At 62.1% G+C, this 14,821-nt stretch carries 17 protein-coding genes; 9 read left to right on the top strand and 8 right to left on the bottom strand.

Annotated elements, in window-relative coordinates; genetic code table 11:
* Nucleotides 1–217: 217 nt before the first annotated feature.
* From RA19_RS03430 to RA19_RS03415, 4 genes are read left to right on the top strand one after another with little or no spacing between them, the layout of a single operon-like run.
* Nucleotides 218–877 carry an ABC transporter ATP-binding protein gene (locus RA19_RS03430; RefSeq protein ID WP_039159564.1) on the top strand — a complete coding sequence of 220 codons (660 nt, stop codon included), beginning with the start codon at nt 218–220 and terminating at the stop codon, nt 875–877.
* Complete coding sequence (locus tag RA19_RS03425) at nt 855–2,534, top strand: capsule biosynthesis protein (RefSeq protein ID WP_039159563.1); 1,680 nt, start codon at nt 855–857, stop codon at nt 2,532–2,534. The genes RA19_RS03430 and RA19_RS03425 overlap by 23 nt, the downstream gene beginning before the upstream one ends.
* A 28-nt stretch (nt 2,535–2,562) precedes the next feature.
* Complete coding sequence (kdsA, locus tag RA19_RS03420) at nt 2,563–3,396, top strand: 3-deoxy-8-phosphooctulonate synthase (RefSeq protein ID WP_039159561.1); 834 nt, start codon at nt 2,563–2,565, stop codon at nt 3,394–3,396.
* Between the two features lie 15 nt (nt 3,397–3,411).
* The gene (locus RA19_RS03415; protein ID WP_039159558.1) at nt 3,412–4,908 is read left to right on the top strand and encodes a phosphomannomutase/phosphoglucomutase; all 1,497 of its coding nucleotides are present in this window, start codon (nt 3,412–3,414) and stop codon (nt 4,906–4,908) included.
* Between the two features lie 245 nt (nt 4,909–5,153).
* Here RA19_RS03415 and RA19_RS03410 read toward each other — a convergent pair whose 3' ends face one another.
* Nucleotides 5,154–7,079 carry an AsmA family protein gene (locus tag RA19_RS03410; protein ID WP_039159556.1) on the bottom strand — a complete coding sequence of 642 codons (1,926 nt, stop codon included), beginning with the start codon at nt 7,077–7,079 and terminating at the stop codon, nt 5,154–5,156.
* 244 nt (nt 7,080–7,323) lie between these two features.
* Entirely contained in the window at nt 7,324–8,637 is a 1,314-nt protein-coding gene (locus RA19_RS27345) for a hypothetical protein (RefSeq protein WP_241479015.1), read from the bottom strand.
* A 255-nt stretch (nt 8,638–8,892) separates the two neighbouring features.
* On the opposite strand from RA19_RS27345, the gene rimO reads away from it, so the two are divergent.
* Nucleotides 8,893–10,311: a 30S ribosomal protein S12 methylthiotransferase RimO gene (gene rimO / locus RA19_RS03400; protein WP_039159552.1), complete on the top strand. Its 1,419-nt coding sequence runs from the start codon at nt 8,893–8,895 to the stop codon at nt 10,309–10,311.
* Nucleotides 10,312–10,319: 8 nt separating this feature from the next.
* The gene (locus RA19_RS03395; protein WP_152615670.1) at nt 10,320–11,009 is read left to right on the top strand and encodes a hypothetical protein; all 690 of its coding nucleotides are present in this window, start codon (nt 10,320–10,322) and stop codon (nt 11,007–11,009) included.
* Nucleotides 11,010–11,152: 143 nt separating this feature from the next.
* On the opposite strand, the gene RA19_RS03390 is transcribed toward RA19_RS03395, so the two are convergent.
* Nucleotides 11,153–11,506, bottom strand: coding sequence for a diacylglycerol kinase (locus tag RA19_RS03390; RefSeq protein ID WP_039159693.1), 354 nt, complete (start codon nt 11,504–11,506; stop codon nt 11,153–11,155).
* A gap of 181 nt (nt 11,507–11,687) precedes the next feature.
* On the opposite strand from RA19_RS03390, the gene RA19_RS03385 reads away from it, so the two are divergent.
* Nucleotides 11,688–12,044: a cupin domain-containing protein gene (locus RA19_RS03385; protein ID WP_241479014.1), complete on the top strand. Its 357-nt coding sequence runs from the start codon at nt 11,688–11,690 to the stop codon at nt 12,042–12,044.
* A 74-nt stretch (nt 12,045–12,118) separates the two neighbouring features.
* Complete coding sequence (locus RA19_RS03380) at nt 12,119–12,373, top strand: CDGSH iron-sulfur domain-containing protein (protein WP_039159548.1); 255 nt, start codon at nt 12,119–12,121, stop codon at nt 12,371–12,373.
* A gap of 19 nt (nt 12,374–12,392) precedes the next feature.
* On the opposite strand, the gene RA19_RS03375 is transcribed toward RA19_RS03380, so the two are convergent.
* From RA19_RS03375 to RA19_RS03355, 5 genes are all read right to left on the bottom strand, one after another.
* The gene (locus RA19_RS03375) at nt 12,393–12,671 is read right to left on the bottom strand and encodes a DUF6455 family protein (RefSeq protein ID WP_039159547.1); all 279 of its coding nucleotides are present in this window, start codon (nt 12,669–12,671) and stop codon (nt 12,393–12,395) included.
* On the bottom strand, nt 12,668–12,928 hold the full coding sequence (locus tag RA19_RS03370) for a DUF6455 family protein (protein WP_039159545.1): 261 nt from the start codon (nt 12,926–12,928) through the stop codon (nt 12,668–12,670). The genes RA19_RS03375 and RA19_RS03370 overlap by 4 nt, the downstream gene beginning before the upstream one ends.
* 27 nt (nt 12,929–12,955) lie before the next feature.
* Nucleotides 12,956–13,219, bottom strand: a complete 264-nt coding sequence (locus RA19_RS03365; RefSeq protein ID WP_039159691.1) for a DUF6455 family protein — start codon at nt 13,217–13,219, stop codon at nt 12,956–12,958.
* Between the two features lie 90 nt (nt 13,220–13,309).
* Nucleotides 13,310–13,699 (bottom strand): YigZ family protein, encoded by a 390-nt coding sequence (locus RA19_RS03360; RefSeq protein ID WP_052261627.1) that lies wholly within the window; start codon nt 13,697–13,699, stop codon nt 13,310–13,312.
* A gap of 2 nt (nt 13,700–13,701) precedes the next feature.
* Complete coding sequence (locus RA19_RS03355; protein ID WP_039159543.1) at nt 13,702–14,415, bottom strand: M48 family metalloprotease; 714 nt, start codon at nt 14,413–14,415, stop codon at nt 13,702–13,704.
* A 151-nt stretch (nt 14,416–14,566) separates the two neighbouring features.
* On the opposite strand from RA19_RS03355, the gene RA19_RS03350 reads away from it, so the two are divergent.
* Nucleotides 14,567–14,806 (top strand): hypothetical protein, encoded by a 240-nt coding sequence (locus RA19_RS03350; protein WP_039159689.1) that lies wholly within the window; start codon nt 14,567–14,569, stop codon nt 14,804–14,806.
* Nucleotides 14,807–14,821: the final 15 nt, after the last annotated feature.

The following is a 14,821-nucleotide window of genomic DNA, read 5'->3' as shown; positions in this document are numbered from 1 at the left end:
CCCCGAAAAAAGACCGTCCACCCCCGGGATAACCGCCAAATTGGTTAAGACTTGGTTGATGAATTATGTCACAATTCGACATAATAAGGCCAAATTCCCGGCGTAGGCCATTAACACTCTTTTGATAAGAAAGAGCCACGGGCGCGATGGAAAGCGCCTGGGAATTGAGGCAGACAGAGCCCCCAATCGGGCCGCACGGGCAACACCGGAACGAGCGATGCTTGAGTTTGAAAACGTCAGCAAGTCCTTCTGGACAGGGACACAGCGCAAGGTGATCCTTGACCGCGTGTCGTTCCGCGTCGAAGCAGGCAAATCGCTGGGCGTGCTGGCCCCGAACGGCACCGGCAAGACCACGCTGATCAACATGATGGCGGGTCTGGAAAAACCGGACGAGGGCGAGATCCGCCGCAACTGCAAGATTTCCTTTCCGCTGGGCTTCATGGGCGGCGTGATCAGCCGCCTGTCGGCGATGGAGAACAGCCGCTATATCGCCAATCTTTACGGGCTCGATCCGGATTACGTGGAAGCCTACTGCCGCTGGCTTTGCGGGCTGGGGGAGTATTTCGACCAGCCGCTGGGCACCTATTCTTCGGGGATGCGCGCCCGGTTCAGCTTTTCGCTGATGCTGGCGCTGGACTTCGACATCTACCTGATCGACGAAGGCATGCCCAGCACAACAGACGTGGAATTCAACCGCAAGGCAGGCGAGATCCTGCAGGAGCGGCTTTCCACCACCACCATCATCATCGTCTCGCATCAGGCTAAGACGCTGGAAAAATTTGCCCGTTCGGCGGCGGTCCTGCTGCAGGGCCAGCTGCATATGTTTGACACTTTGGAAGAAGCGAAACAGCTCTATGACTACGAAACCCAGAGCTAAGAAGTTCCGCATCCGCCGCAGTCCCGCGGCGGCAGGCGACCCGGCTGCCGGAACCGCACCCCAAGCGGCGGCAGCGGCAGCGGAGCGCCCTGCGGAACCGCAGCAGTCGGCCCGGCCTCAGCCGCAGGCCCAGGCCGCAGCGGCTGCAGCAGCGGATGGCAGTGCCAATCCCGCTTCCATGTCCGGCATGGTCAGCTCTGCCCGCGAAAACCGGATGGAAACCGACATTGAGGCGATCCGGCAGGAGGGGCTGACCGGACGCCAGCTGCGGCTGGCCCGCCGGATGGCGCAGAAGCACAACCTGGCTGCCACGTCGGATTTCGAAGCGGTGCGCATGCTGCGGGAGCGCGGCATCGACCCGTTCAAACGCGCCAACATGCTCGAGCTGGTGGTGCCGCAGAACAAGACCCAGCCCGCAGGCACCCCGCCGGCGCCGGGCTCGGTGCAGCTGCCGCAGACGGTTCCCGCCGCCAAGACCACCCTGCCCTCAACCGAATTGAGCCCGGCAGAGCGGCGCAACCGCGAAATTCAGGAAATCCAGCGCGACATCGCCCGCCGCCGCCGCCGCAAGCTGTCGCTGCTGGCCGCACGGCTGGCATTCTTCGTGCTGCTTCCGACCCTGGCCGCGGGCTATTACTTCTACTCGGTGGCAACGCCGATGTATTCCTCCAAATCCGAGTTTCTGGTGCTCAAAGCCGACAGCGCTGCAGGCGGCGTCGGCGGGCTGCTCAGCGGCACCCAGTTTGCCACCAGCCAGGACTCGATTGCCGTGCAAAGCTACCTGATGTCCAAGGAGGCAATGCTGCGGCTGGACGACGAGGCCGGCTTTAAGGCGCATTTCACCCAGGAATGGCTGGACCCGATCCAGCGGCTGGAAACCGACCCCACCAACGAGGAGGCTTATGCCACCTACAGCCGCAACGTCAAAATCGGCTATGACCCGACCGAAGGCGTGGTGCGGATGGAAGTCTCGGCTGCCGACCCCGAGGCTGCGGCCGAGTTTTCGCGCAAACTGATTTCCTACGCGCAGGAAAAAGTGAACAACCTGTCGCAGCAGAAACGTGCCGACCAGATGTCCGAGGCCGCAACCGCCCTCTCCGATGCTGAGGCCGAGCGCCGCGCAGCCCAGGAGCGGCTGGTGGTGCTGCAGCAGCAGGGGTCGGTTCTGGATCCCGAAGGGGTCGTCGCCTCTTTGCGCCAGCAGATCAGCACCTTTGAAATCCAGCTTGAGGAAAAACGGCTGGAGCTGGCGGCGCTTTTGGACAATGCCCGCCCCAACCGGGCCAAAGTCTCCGGCGCCGAAGCGGACATCAAACGGCTGGAAGCGGTGATCGCCAGCCTCAACGGCCGCATGGTCGATGCCTCGGCCGGCGAAAATTCGCTTGCCAACCTGCGGATCCAGATCCAGATGGCCCAGGCCGATCTCGCCACCCGCGACCTGATGCTGCAATCGGCCCTGCAGCAAGTGGAAACCACCCGGCTTGAGGCCAACCGCCAGGTCCGCTACCTGACCACCGCGGTTGAGCCGGTGCCAAGCGAGGAACCGTCATATCCGCGCAAGTTCGAGAATACCGTTTTGGCATTCCTGATCTTTTCCGGTATTTACCTGATGTGTTCGCTCACCGCGTCGATCCTGCGGGAGCAAGTATCCTCGTAAAGCCATCGGAAGCCACGATCGGAATCCCATGAAAAACGTTCAAGTCGCCGGTCTCAATATCGGCAATGACCGCCCGCTGACCCTGATTGCAGGCCCCTGCCAGCTGGAAAGCGCCGACCACGCGCAGATGATTGCAGGCCTTCTGAAGGAAGCCTGCGACAAGGCCGGCGCGCAGTATGTGTTCAAAGGCTCCTTTGACAAGGCCAACCGCACCTCGCTGAACGCCAAGCCCGCCCTGGGCTTGGACAAAGGGCTGCAGGTGCTGCAATCGGTGAAGGACAGCATCGGCGTGCCAGTGCTGACAGACATTCACGAGCCGGAGCAATGCGAACCCGTCGCCGAAGTCTGCGACATCATGCAGATCCCGGCCTTCCTGTGCCGCCAGACCGCGCTCTTGCTGGCCGCGGGCCGCACCGGCGCTGCGATCAACGTCAAGAAAGGCCAGTTCCTGGCGCCGTGGGACATGCCCAATGTGGTGGCCAAGATCGAAAGCACCGGCAACGAGAAGATCCTGCTGACCGAGCGCGGCGCGTCCTTCGGCTACAACCGCCTGGTGGTCGACATGCAGTCGCTGCCGGAAATGGCGCGCACCGGCTACCCGGTGGTGATGGACGCCACCCATGCGGTGGCGCAGCCGGGCGGCCTCGGCGGCTCCTCCGGCGGCCAGCGCGAATTTGCCCCGGTTCTGGCCCGCGCGGCTGTTGCCACCGGCATCGGTGCAGTCTTCACCGAAACCCACCAGGATCCGGACAACGCCCCCTGCGACGGCCCGAACATGATCTACCTGGATCAGATGCCGCAGCTGATTGACACATTGATGGCCTTTGATGCATTGGCCAAAGCCAATCCGATCAGCATTTAAAGAAGAGATTTCGACATGACCAAACCCCTGCCCGAGGTGACCCCGAACACCTGGAGCTTTCTGCGCGACGCGATGATCAAGCCCACGGGCTTCCGCGAATACGACGCGCGCTGGAAATACCCCGAGGAGATCAACCTTCCCGGCATGACTGCCCTGGGCCTGGGCCTGGGCACCCAGATGCGCAAGCGCGGCATTGAACCGGTGATTGCCGTCGGCAATGACTACCGCGACTATTCGCTGGCGATCAAAAACGCCCTGATCCTCGGCCTGATGCAGGCCGGCATTCAGGTAAAGGACATCGGCCCTGCGCTGTCGCCGATGGCCTATTTCGCCCAGTTCCACCTGAATGTGCCTGCGGTCGCCATGGTCACCGCCTCGCACAACCCGAACGGCTGGACCGGCGTCAAAATGGGCTTTGACCGCCCCCTGACCCATGGCCCGGATGAGATGGGCGAGCTGCGCGACATCGTGCTGAACGGTGAAGGCCAGCCCGCGCCGGGCGGCTCTTACGAGTTCGTGGACGGTGTGAAAGAGGCCTATATCGACGATCTGGTCGGAGATTTCAAAATGTCCCGCCCGCTGAAAGTGGTCTGCGCCACCGGCAACGGCACAGCCTCGGCCTTTGCACCGGAGATTTTCGAACGCATGGGCGTCGAGGTGGTCGAGAGCCACAACCGGCTCGATTACACCTTCCCGCATTACAACCCGAACCCCGAAGCGATGGAAATGCTGCATGACATGTCCGCTTCGGTGAAGGCCTCGGGCGCGGATCTGGCGCTTGGCTTTGACGGCGACGGCGACCGCTGCGGCGTGGTGGATGACGAGGGCGAGGAGATCTTTGCCGACAAGGTTGGCGTGATCATGGCGCGGGACCTCAGCAAGCTTTATCCGAATTCGACCTTTGTGGCAGACGTGAAGTCCACCGGGCTGTTCGCCTCTGACCCCGAATTGCAGAAGAACGGCGTTACCGCGGATTACTGGAAGACCGGCCACAGCCACATGAAGCGCCGCGTCAAGGAAATCGGCGCGCTGGCAGGCTTTGAGAAATCCGGCCACTACTTCCTGGCCGAGCCGGTGGGCCGCGGCTATGACTGCGGCATGCGGGTCGCGGTTGAGGTCTGCAAGATGCTGGACCGCAACCCGGGCCAGTCGATGTCCGACCTGCGCAAGGCGCTGCCCAAGACCTGGTCGACCCCGACCATGTCGCCCTATTGCGCCGACACCGAGAAATACACGGTGCTGGAGCGGCTGGTCCAGAAACTGGCGGCCAAGCATGAGGCAGGCGAGCAATTCGCTGGCCGCGCTATCAAGGAAGTCGTGACCGTGAACGGTGCCCGGGTGATCCTGGACAATGGTTCCTGGGGGCTGGTGCGGGCGTCGTCCAACACGCCGAACCTGGTGGTAGTCTGCGAAAGCTCGGAAAGCGAGGCGGAGATGCGGGCGATCTTTGCGGATATCGATGCGGTAATCCGTACCGAGCCGCTGGTGGGCGATTACGATCAGACCATCTGATTTCCTTGATCAAGTAAGCAGTCGCCTGCTGGCGCAGGCGGCAGGCTGAGGGATTTCGCCTGCTAACGCAGGCGACCCGCGCCCGCCTTCGGCGGGCGTTTTCATTGGCTAAGATGCGGTCTAAGGACAAGTCTGCCCTTAGACGCGCCATATCAAGAGTGAGACGCCTGCAGCCGCGTCAAGGACAAGCCGGGCTATGCCCGGGGGCCTTTGGCCCTCCTTGACCCGGCTTCCGGCTTGGGTGCTCAATCCCCGCCCAGCAGGCGCAGCAACTGGTCCCGGGCTTCCTGTTCGATGCGCTCCTTGATGACATCGTTCAGGTCCTGCTCCGGCGCGATTTCCGTCTCCAGGTTCAGCTCCTCGCCAAGTTTCTGGCGCAGCCGGTCCTTGGCCTCCTGTTCAACATCGTCAATCCGGGTCTGCAGCGCCTGGCTCAGATCCGGGCGGATGCTCGGATCCGCCCAGGGACCAGTGATCCGCACCGGGATCGTCAGCACCTGATCGCTGCCCGCACGGACGATCTGCGGCGTGAACAGATAGTCCAGGTCGCGCGCCCCCAAACCGATCCGCCCCTTGCCATCGGCGCGGAACCCTTTCAGCAGCACCAGAAGGTCCTGATTGCTGAGGTTGCCGCCCTCGATCGTGTAGCTGGCGGTCAACTGATCAAACACGGTGCTGCCGCCGTTGCCGCCCGAGCGCATCAGCTGTTCCAGATCGAATCCGGTAAAGAATCCCTGATCCGCTTCCAGCCAGCCCTTGCCGCTGAGCGAGCGCATAATGGCATCGACCGAGCTGCCGGAGCCGAGGAATTCCAGCTCGCCCAGCGCTTCGCCGTTCAGGCGGCTGTAGCCCGCGGTCTCGCCCAAGGCACGCTCCAACCGGATGCCGTTGAAATTCAGCTTGCCGCCCACCGAAAAGCCGTTGCGGTTGTTGGCAACCACCTGCCCCTGCACCTGGCCGCCGAACATCGCGGCAGGCAGGAACTTCAGCACTGCACGGGACCGGTCGAGAGCCAGGTTCAGCTTGCTCGGCCCCAGTTTCACGCTGCCGGTGTCGAGACTGTCAAAGGATAGCTCCACTGCGGCATCGGCCAGCCCCAGCGCAGAGGCATCAATGGTGTCCTTCGGCCAGCCAGGCGCCGCAGCGCCCCCGCTGCGGCCTGCCCCGCCCGCACCGGCTGCCTGCCCGGAGAAGTCCAGTGCGCCGCCCTGCAGCTGGGCAGTGATCCTGGGCCGTTCTTTGAACTCCACATCCGCAGCCCCCGTCAAACTGTTGCCGCCGAGCCCGCCGGACAGATCCCGCAGCGACAGCCGCCCGTCGCGGGTAAAGGTCACATCCGCCGCAAACACCGCCTTCTGGGCAAACGCATCGGGCAGGAACACCCCCAGCGCCACCCCGGTCTGCAAAGCATCCTCGGCGCCAAAGGTCAGCCGTCCGCTCGCCTCGCCGCTGATATCCGCATGGCCATCAAAGCGGCCCTTGCCGCCCGGCGCAGTGACGCTTGCCCCGATGGAAGAGACCTCTCCGGCCAGGAAAGCTGCAAAGGTGCCGATCTCGGCGTCCACCTGCACCGGCTCGCCGGCCGGGCGCAGGGTCGCTTTGACGGCAACCGTGCCGGCCGGATCGGGCCATAGCAGAGAGAGATCGATGTTCTTCAGCTCAACCGGGTCTTCACCATGGGCCGCATAGCGCAGCGAGGCGCCGGTCAGCTCTACCGCCTCGATCCGCAGGGGCAGCGCCGCGCTGTCCGAAGCAGACCCGCTCTGCCCTGCCTGCCCATCCTGGCCCGGGCCGAACACCCAGTTGCCAATGCCGTCTTCGCGGGTGGCGAGATTGAGATGCGGCAGGATCGCCGAGATCTCGGTCACCCGCACCTTGCCCTGCAAAAGATCCGCCGCAGCCACCCCGATGTTCAGCCGCTCGGCGCTCAGCATCGGCTCCGGCCCGGCCCAGTCCGCATTGGCCAGCGTCACCGCATCTGCCTTGACGCCCAGAGTGGGCCAGAAGGTAAAGCGCGCCTTGCCGCCGATCTCCAGCTTGCGCCCGGTCTGCGCCTCCACCTGATCCGCTGCCAGCTGCGCAATCTTCTCGCCCGGCAGCAGCAGCACCGCCCCCAGCAGAACCGCCACCGTCAGCACCAGCGCCGTCACAACCCGGATAATCAACCTCATCACCCCACTCCTCATGTCTTGTCCCCCCTGTTCCGGCAACCTGTTCCATCGAGGGTCTTTTCCCCAGCTTACTCTGTGGGAAGGAGGGTGCAATGCGGGATGTGCGGTCCTCAAACAAGAGGTTCGCGCCCGTCCCGGGGCGGGCGCACATCGCACCCGCCGCCGTGCTGCAAGCACGCCTCCGGCATGACGGGGCGGGCCGGGCGCGAACCGGGCTGCGAGGCAGCCCGGGAAGTGTGGCCCGCTACCGCAGACGGAACCGCTGCCGCAGGCCAAGGCCGAGAAAGAACAACAGCGGCAGGCTGGCGACGGTTTGGAAACCTGAGAGAGCTTTCAGATGCTGAGGCAGAGCCTGCAGGAAATCAGCGCTGAAATACGCCCGCCCGAACCCGAAGACCGGAAACAGGTTTGAAAAGCTCAGCGCCATTGCCGTCCAGTCATTGGAGCCAAACAGCGGCTTAGCGGTTTCAGCCACAAAGTGCTCGGCTATGACCAGAGTGCCAAGAAGCCAAACAACGAAGAGCCACCAGAACGGGCGCGCGATGGAGTGGCCGTAATCTGAAAACCAGCCGAAAAGCAGATAAGGCAACCGTTGCCAGATAGAGCCGATCTGCCCCGCAAAATGCATTTCCCGGCGGAAAAAGAAGTGCTCGTCTTCCGGGAGGCTTTGCTTTGCGAGGATGTGGCGGATTGAAGAGCATGTGCTTCGCGCCTGTTCCAAAGGCTGCCGTACGCTCTTAGGCCAAAATTCGTCACCGGCTGAGAACAGAGTACGCTCGTGCAGCAATACTCCGTGGAAATCTGGGTAGAATTCTTCGAACTTAGCTTCGCGAAAATTAGTTGGTGCAAGAAATTCACAATTTTGAAACAAGCAATCATGATCGATCTCGGCAGCGGATTGACCAAACCTAGTATACCCAAAATTAACTTGACCCAAAAATCGATTGCCTGAGAATGCAGCTTCCTGTGAATAATCATCACCCAAGCTAGTCATCAGTCCTTCAAATTTGGCGTATCGAAAATTAGCCCCTTTGGCAAAATCATTTCCAGAAGAATAATATTCTCCAGAAAATAGTGCACAATATAAAACTAGCGAAGAGCGAAACGTATTGTCTTCCAGGGTCACCACTCCGACAAAGTGAGCGTCTCGAGCTGAAAATTCACCAAAATCGCAGTTTGCAATCGTCATCTGTTGCGGGAAAAAATAACCATCCAGGTTCAGACCTTCCGAGAAATCCAATCCAAACAGCTTTATTTCGGTTTCTACATTTGGCAACTCGGAGCCCTTCAGCCCTCGCCGCTCGCACTCTTCGTGGAAACGGATCACTTGATCATTATTCCAGATCAGGTTGGGAAACTTAGCAGGTGAGTTCTCTTGCCACTTCTTAAGCACATGGTCTCCCGAGATTCCATTTTTCACCCAGGCGTTCCATGCCTCCCTGTTACGCTCACGATCCTCCCCATAAAGCGTCATCAGCACATACCAGGGGTTCTCGTTGGCGGGTTTCAGCTTGCGCTGCGGGGCGGCCGGGGCCGGGGCTTCTGTCTCGTCACGCATCAATCGCTCTCGTCATGCAAATAGGCTTTGCCGCAGGCTACGGGCTTTGGGGCCGCGGCTTCAACACTTAACGGAGGGCAGTCCCCGGCCTCGGGTGGGGGTGAAGCCCCCTCCCGTGGGGGAGGTCGGGGGCTGCCCGGCCTGCAGCCGGGCGGTGAAAGAGCCGTTACCGGTGCACAGGGGGTGAACGGGCGGTGCACGCAAGGCACCCCCGTTTTTCTTGCCTCCCGCGGCATTCCTGATATACGCGCGCGCATGACCAGCAATCCGCCAGATCTCCGCCCCGACCTCGCCCCCCGCCCGCAGTTCGGTGAGGCGTCCCGCCCTGGAAGTCAAAGCGATCAGCCGACCCTCGGCATGGTCTCGCTCGGCTGCCCCAAGGCGCTGGTGGACAGCGAGCGCATCCTCACCCGGCTGCGTGCGGAAGGGTATGGCATTTCGCCCGACTACGCGGGCGCCGATGCGGTGATCGTCAACACCTGCGGCTTCCTCGACAGCGCCAAGGCGGAAAGCCTGGAGGCGATCGGCGAGGCGCTGAAGGAAAACGGCAAGGTGATCGTGACCGGCTGCCTCGGCGCCGAGCCGGACTACATCCGCGAGCATCACCCGCGCATCCATGCGGTCACCGGCCCGCATCAGTACGAGCAGGTGCTGGACGCGGTGCATTCCGCGGTGCCGCCCGCCCCCAACCCTTATGTGGATCTGCTGCCCGCGGCGGGCGTCAAGCTCACCCCGCGGCACTTCAGCTACCTCAAGATTTCCGAGGGCTGCAATCACAAGTGCAAGTTCTGCATCATTCCGGATATGCGCGGCAAGCTGGCGTCGCGCCCCGTCCATGCAGTGCTGCGCGAGGCGGAAAAGCTGGTCGAAGCCGGCGTGCGCGAACTGCTGGTGATCAGCCAGGACACCTCTGCCTATGGGCTCGACCGCAAGTACTCCACCCATCCCTGGAAAGGCGAGGAGGTGCGCAGCCATATCCTCGACCTCTCCCGCGAGCTGGGCAGGCTGGCCCCGGCCGAGGACCTGTGGGTGCGGCTGCACTATGTCTACCCCTACCCGCATGTGCGCGAGCTGATCCCGCTGATGGCGGACCCGGACAACGCACTGCTGCCCTATCTGGACATCCCCTTCCAGCACGCCCACCCGGATGTGCTGAAGCGCATGGCCCGCCCTGCCGCCGCCGCCAAAACGCTGGACGAGATCAACGCCTGGCGCGCGACCTGCCCCGACATCACCCTGCGCTCCACCTTCATCGTCGGCTACCCGGGCGAGACCGAGCGTGAGTTCCAGCACCTGCTCGATTGGATGGACGAGGCGCAGCTGGACCGGGTGGGTTGTTTTAAATACGAAAACGTCGACGGCGCCCGCTCAAACGACCTGCCGGACCATGTGCCGGAAGAGGTGAAGCAGGAGCGCTGGGAGCGGTTCATGGAGAAGGCCCAGGCGATCTCCGAAGCCAAGCTGGAGGCCAAGGTCGGCCAGACAATGCAGGTCATTGTCGACGACATCGACGAAGACGGCATCGCCACCTGCCGCACCAAGGCCGACGCGCCGGAGATCGACGGCAACCTGTTCATTGATGAGGGAACGGACGGGTTGCAGGCGGGCGATCTGGTGACCGTTGAAGTTGATGAGGCGGGGGAGTATGACTTGTGGGGCGGATTGGCTAGTTAGGAGTTATGATGTCTAGGTCATTGATAGATCTACAAGATTTCATACAGAACTTCCAAACTGTCGAAGACCTAGAGCAAGCTTTCACAGAGATTTTTGAGTCTGACGAAGAGAGTGACGAAAATAAGAGGTGCCGCCAAGGCAAACACGGAAGGTTGTTTAAGTTGGCAGGCGAAGAGTTACTCCCATTAATTGAATGGATGAAAATTCGACGTCCAGCCTGTCTCGGTAGAGTAATAGATGGCAACCAGCCCTATGATGCTGAAGTTACGTGGAGCGACGCCGAACAAACAGAGCGAATTGAGATTGGTCGCGGGACTAACGGTCAGCAAGAACACTTACTCAATGTCTACCTCTCTGATCACGGAGAGGCATCTGGATTGTCGGAATACAAAAGAGAAGGCAGAGGCCCAAACGCAAGGGTCGTTGTTGCCTCCGGAAAATCCAGCACCACAAGTAAGAAATTGATGGCCGAGACACTGAAGTGTCTTGATCAAGTCGCTAAGAAAAAAAGCTCCAAAGAATACGCGAAGGATACAGTATTAGTCCTTTATTCTGAGTGTATGATTTCTTTCAATGAAGAAACTCAGTCAGAGTTGCGCAATTGTGCCGAGGAAATTATTGCCAGTTACGAGTGGTCGGTCGGTCAAGTTGATGTACTCGTAAGGAGGAACGGATTGCTTTTTTCCGCGAAGTTTTAAAGGCAGTCACTCTCAAATCCTATCTACCCATCTCTAGATGCGCGGTTTCTTCCTTCGTAGCGCCTGACCCTGGGTGGGTGCGAAGCGCCCTCCCGTGGGGAGGGTCGGGCGCTGCCCGCGCTTTGCGCGGGCATTTGGCTTCCCTATAGCCCAGCCAGCACCACAACCCACGCAACCCCGGCCGCAACCGCCGTCACCGCCACGCCGGCGCTGCCTGCGTCCTTGGCGCGGCGGGCCAGCTCGTGGTGGTCTTTGGAGATGTAATCCACCGCCCGCTCAATTGCGGTGTTCAGCAGCTCGGCCGCCAGCACCAGAATGCCCAGGGCCAGGATCAGCGCGCGCTCGGCGGGCTCCAAAGGCAGCCACAGGGCCAGGGCGGCGGAGGCCAGGTTGGCCCAGACCCAGGTGCGGAAGGAATGCTCATTGGCCCAGGCATCGCGGCAGCCGGCCCAGCTCCAGATGGTGCGCAGTTTCAATCGCGTCAGAAAATACTTCATCGCGGCACTCTGGCGGCAGCCGCGGCGGGGCGCAATGGGGGAGAAGGCAAACCTGGCCATTTGCGGCACAGCGCCCTCCCGCCGGCAGGCCGGTTACAGGACCGCCACTTTGAGTTATATTTATTTCCCATGAAGAAAGCCATTGCCCCAGGAAAACCATAACGCAACAGTGGAGATTACCGTGACCAGACCATCATTTAGCAAACTGCCCGACCGTTCCGTGGAGCCGATTCTGGAGGACCTGGAAGGCTGGAAGAAACTGGACGGCGCGCCCTCGATGAAGACCTGGATCGAGTATACCTCGGAGGATGGCGGCATCATCAGCGGCTGGTGGGAAGCGACACCGGGCACCTATCACGCAACTTACGCGGCCTGGGAATTCGTGCATCTGATCGAGGGGCGGATTGTCATCACCCCGGAAGGCGGCAGCTCCAACGAGGTCGGGCCCGGCGATGCCTTTGTGGTGGAGGCGGATTTCAACGGCACCTGGGAAATCAAGGAAAAGGTGCTGAAACACTTTGTCATTAAGCTAAAGTAGGATTTGGGGGGCGGCTCTTGGCGGGCCGCCTTGCCCCGACGACAAACCAGCAAAGCCAGGGAGAGCCCCCAGCCATGCCAAGCGACGACACCGGTGCGCCGGAGATTGCCCAGAAAGCCCCCTTCCCCGTCGAGGTGAAGGAGGGGAAATCCTATTTCTGGTGCGCCTGCGGCAAGTCCAGCAAGCAGCCGTTCTGCGACGGCTCGCACAAGGGCACCGGGTTCGAGCCGGTGAAATACACGGCCGAGAAGGACGGCAAGGTGTTCTTCTGCGGCTGCAAGCATTCGCAGAACACGCCGCGCTGCGACGGCAGCCACTCCAAGCTGTAACCGGGCTGCGGCCCGGCGGTCAGTCCATCAGCCGCTTGAAGATCCTGGTACTGGGACAGAACTCCGGCACTGCGGGCGGCTCATCGCCGCGGCGGGCAGAGTTCCACAAGGCGCAGGATTTGCTGCAGCCTGCGCCCCGGCACTGGGTGACCATTTGCGCGTATTCCAGCCCGCTGAGGCGGCCGGAGCGCATTTCTGCGGTCAGATCAACGCCCGCGGCCTTGGCCACGGCCTGCAGCAGCCACAGGTGGCGGAAGATATTGCCCAGGCCCTCGGCCTCTGCTGCCAGGTCCTTCATGCGGTGCGGTCCTTCAGCTGCATCAGCGCCTCTGCATTGCGGCAGCCCGGCATCGGGGCCTCTGCGGTTCTGTTTGCATCCAGGAACGCCTCGCAGCGCTGCGGCGCTTCGCAGCCCCGGCAGCGGGTGATCATGGCTGCCCAGTCCTCGGGGCTTATGGCGCCGGAATCAAAGGCGCCGGACAGATCGGCCCCCACGGCCTGGCCCATCCGGGCCACCAGCCGCAGGTGATGCAGGGGGTCCCCCAATGGCTGCATGTCTTTAACTCCTGTAAAAGGGACGTCTCAGCCGTGCTGTTCGTTCAGATAGGCCAGCAGGTCGCGGTTGCGGCAGAAATCGGGGGCGTCGGCGCCCGGGCGCGGGCCTTCGGCCAGCCATTTCTGGCAGGCGCCGACACCGCCGCAGCGGGTGCAGCGCAGCACCGCTTCGGCAATCTCGTCGAAGCGCAGATTGCCCTCCACCGCGTCCTGTTCCAGATCGAGACCGACAGTGGCGGCCATCCGGTCGAACAGTTCAGCGTGTTTCTTCAGTTCTGCCTGGGTGGTCATCGCGCGCATCCCCTATGAATCATTCATCCAGGGTGCAGCTTACCCGCGCGGCGGCAGCGTCAACTTGATGCAGGTCAAACGGGACCGGATTTATGCAGATTTCCCGCCCAGGTGGTCGAAATACGCACGCACTGCATCCTGAACGCGCCGGAACCGGTCGCCGCCCAGCTTTTTGCCGCCGTACCAGCGGGTGACGATGATCACGTGATCCTTGAGGCCTTCGCGCTCCATCATCCGCAGAATCACCATGCCGGCCCCGGTCTCGCCGTCATCAGCTTTGAGCCCGCCGGTGGGCAGTACCGCCGCCCAGGTGTTGTGAGTTGCCTTGGCGTAGGCGCGGTCTGTCTTGAGTTCCGCCAGCACCGCGTCGATCTCTTGGCGCGAGATGGCCTTTGCCCCGGTTACCGCGTATTTCGAGCCTCGGTCGGTCAGCACCACGCCAAGCATCGTCAGCGCCGGTGCAGTCTGGTCTTTGGCCATCGTCAGTTCAGCCCGTGGCGGTCAATGGTGGACTGCACCACCCGTACACGGTCGGGGTTGGCAGGGTGCGTGCCAAGGAAACGGTCGCCGGGATCCGGCAGCCGGTTGAAGAAGCGCACGCCGACGCTGGGGCGGTAGCCGGATTTATGGGTGATGATGGTGCCCAGCTCATCCGCTTCCAGCTCGAAATCCTTGGAATAGCTGCGGGCACCAACAAAGCCGCCTACATCCTGCGCGGTGGATACGGTGGCCGCGCTGCCCCCTGCCAGAGCGGTGATGAGCCCCGCGCCTACGCTGACCAGAGCTGAGTTCTGCGCCTGCCGCGCCAGGTGGCCGCGGATGTGGTGCGCGGCTTCGTGCGACATCACAAAGGCCAGCTCATCCTGGTTGGCAATCTGCCCCAGCATCCGCTGGGTGAAGGTGATGACAGGCCGCCCTGAGCGATCGAGGCTTTGATAAGCGTTGGGTGCGGCATTCGGGTTCGGGTCGATCCGGATCAGGAAATCGCAGTTGAGGCCTTGGGTGCGCTGGCGGCATTCGCGCTCTGCCACCGGCTCCACCCGGCGTGTGACGGTGGCAAAGGCCTGGCGCGCCTGGGCTGGCGCCAAGCCCTGCACCCGGGGCGTCTGAGCAACCGGAACGGATTGCGGCGCAGGCTCGATCGCCACGTCGCAGGCGCTGATGGCAAAGGCAAGCAGGCACAGAAAACGGCGCATGGGGGATCCTTTTGCAATTCGCCGCCACTGTACCGTGCCAGCGCCGGGAATGGCAATTGCGCAGCAGCGGAACATTGCCGCTGCAAGCGCAGTTAAGAACTGCAATTGCAAGGCCTTGCCAGACCGTAGCCCGCAATGGCAGGCTGAAGGCATGTTTACCATCGAACATGAATTTGACTCGACGGTCATCACCCTGGTGGACGAGGACAGCACCCCGCTCAACGAGGATGTGACCATCAATTCCTTTGCCGAATGCGTCACGGTCGAGCAATTCGACCCGCGCACCGACAGCGTGCAGAAGATCACGCTGTCGCATAACCAGGTGCGGGATCTGGCGGCAGCGCTGGATCTGCCCGAGGGCGTCTACAGGCTGGTGCCCGACGACGACTAGCCGCCAGGTCCCTGG

The sequence above is a fragment of the Leisingera sp. ANG-M1 genome (assembly GCF_000813745.1).
Classification (GTDB): Bacteria; Pseudomonadota; Alphaproteobacteria; order Rhodobacterales; family Rhodobacteraceae; genus Leisingera.
Note: the sequence above shows the minus strand (reverse complement) of the source record. Positions and strands in the feature narration are given on the sequence as shown.

What these genes read in the sequence shown, in the direction of transcription:
- RA19_RS03430 (WP_039159564.1), top strand. Translation starts at nt 218, where the DNA reads ATGCTTGAGTTTGAAAACGTCAGCAAGTCCTTCTGGACAGGGACACAG.
- RA19_RS03425 (WP_039159563.1), top strand. Translation starts at nt 855, where the DNA reads ATGACTACGAAACCCAGAGCTAAGAAGTTCCGCATCCGCCGCAGTCCC.
- kdsA (WP_039159561.1), top strand. Translation starts at nt 2,563, where the DNA reads ATGAAAAACGTTCAAGTCGCCGGTCTCAATATCGGCAATGACCGCCCG.
- RA19_RS03415 (WP_039159558.1), top strand. Translation starts at nt 3,412, where the DNA reads ATGACCAAACCCCTGCCCGAGGTGACCCCGAACACCTGGAGCTTTCTG.
- RA19_RS03410 (WP_039159556.1), bottom strand. Translation starts at nt 7,079, where the DNA reads ATGAGGTTGATTATCCGGGTTGTGACGGCGCTGGTGCTGACGGTGGCG.
- RA19_RS27345 (WP_241479015.1), bottom strand. Translation starts at nt 8,637, where the DNA reads ATGCGTGACGAGACAGAAGCCCCGGCCCCGGCCGCCCCGCAGCGCAAG.
- rimO (WP_039159552.1), top strand. Translation starts at nt 8,893, where the DNA reads ATGACCAGCAATCCGCCAGATCTCCGCCCCGACCTCGCCCCCCGCCCG.
- RA19_RS03395 (WP_152615670.1), top strand. Translation starts at nt 10,320, where the DNA reads ATGTCTAGGTCATTGATAGATCTACAAGATTTCATACAGAACTTCCAA.
- RA19_RS03390 (WP_039159693.1), bottom strand. Translation starts at nt 11,506, where the DNA reads ATGAAGTATTTTCTGACGCGATTGAAACTGCGCACCATCTGGAGCTGG.
- RA19_RS03380 (WP_039159548.1), top strand. Translation starts at nt 12,119, where the DNA reads ATGCCAAGCGACGACACCGGTGCGCCGGAGATTGCCCAGAAAGCCCCC.
- RA19_RS03375 (WP_039159547.1), bottom strand. Translation starts at nt 12,671, where the DNA reads ATGAAGGACCTGGCAGCAGAGGCCGAGGGCCTGGGCAATATCTTCCGC.
- RA19_RS03370 (WP_039159545.1), bottom strand. Translation starts at nt 12,928, where the DNA reads ATGCAGCCATTGGGGGACCCCCTGCATCACCTGCGGCTGGTGGCCCGG.
- RA19_RS03365 (WP_039159691.1), bottom strand. Translation starts at nt 13,219, where the DNA reads ATGACCACCCAGGCAGAACTGAAGAAACACGCTGAACTGTTCGACCGG.
- RA19_RS03360 (WP_052261627.1), bottom strand. Translation starts at nt 13,699, where the DNA reads ATGGCCAAAGACCAGACTGCACCGGCGCTGACGATGCTTGGCGTGGTG.
- RA19_RS03355 (WP_039159543.1), bottom strand. Translation starts at nt 14,415, where the DNA reads ATGCGCCGTTTTCTGTGCCTGCTTGCCTTTGCCATCAGCGCCTGCGAC.
- RA19_RS03350 (WP_039159689.1), top strand. Translation starts at nt 14,567, where the DNA reads ATGTTTACCATCGAACATGAATTTGACTCGACGGTCATCACCCTGGTG.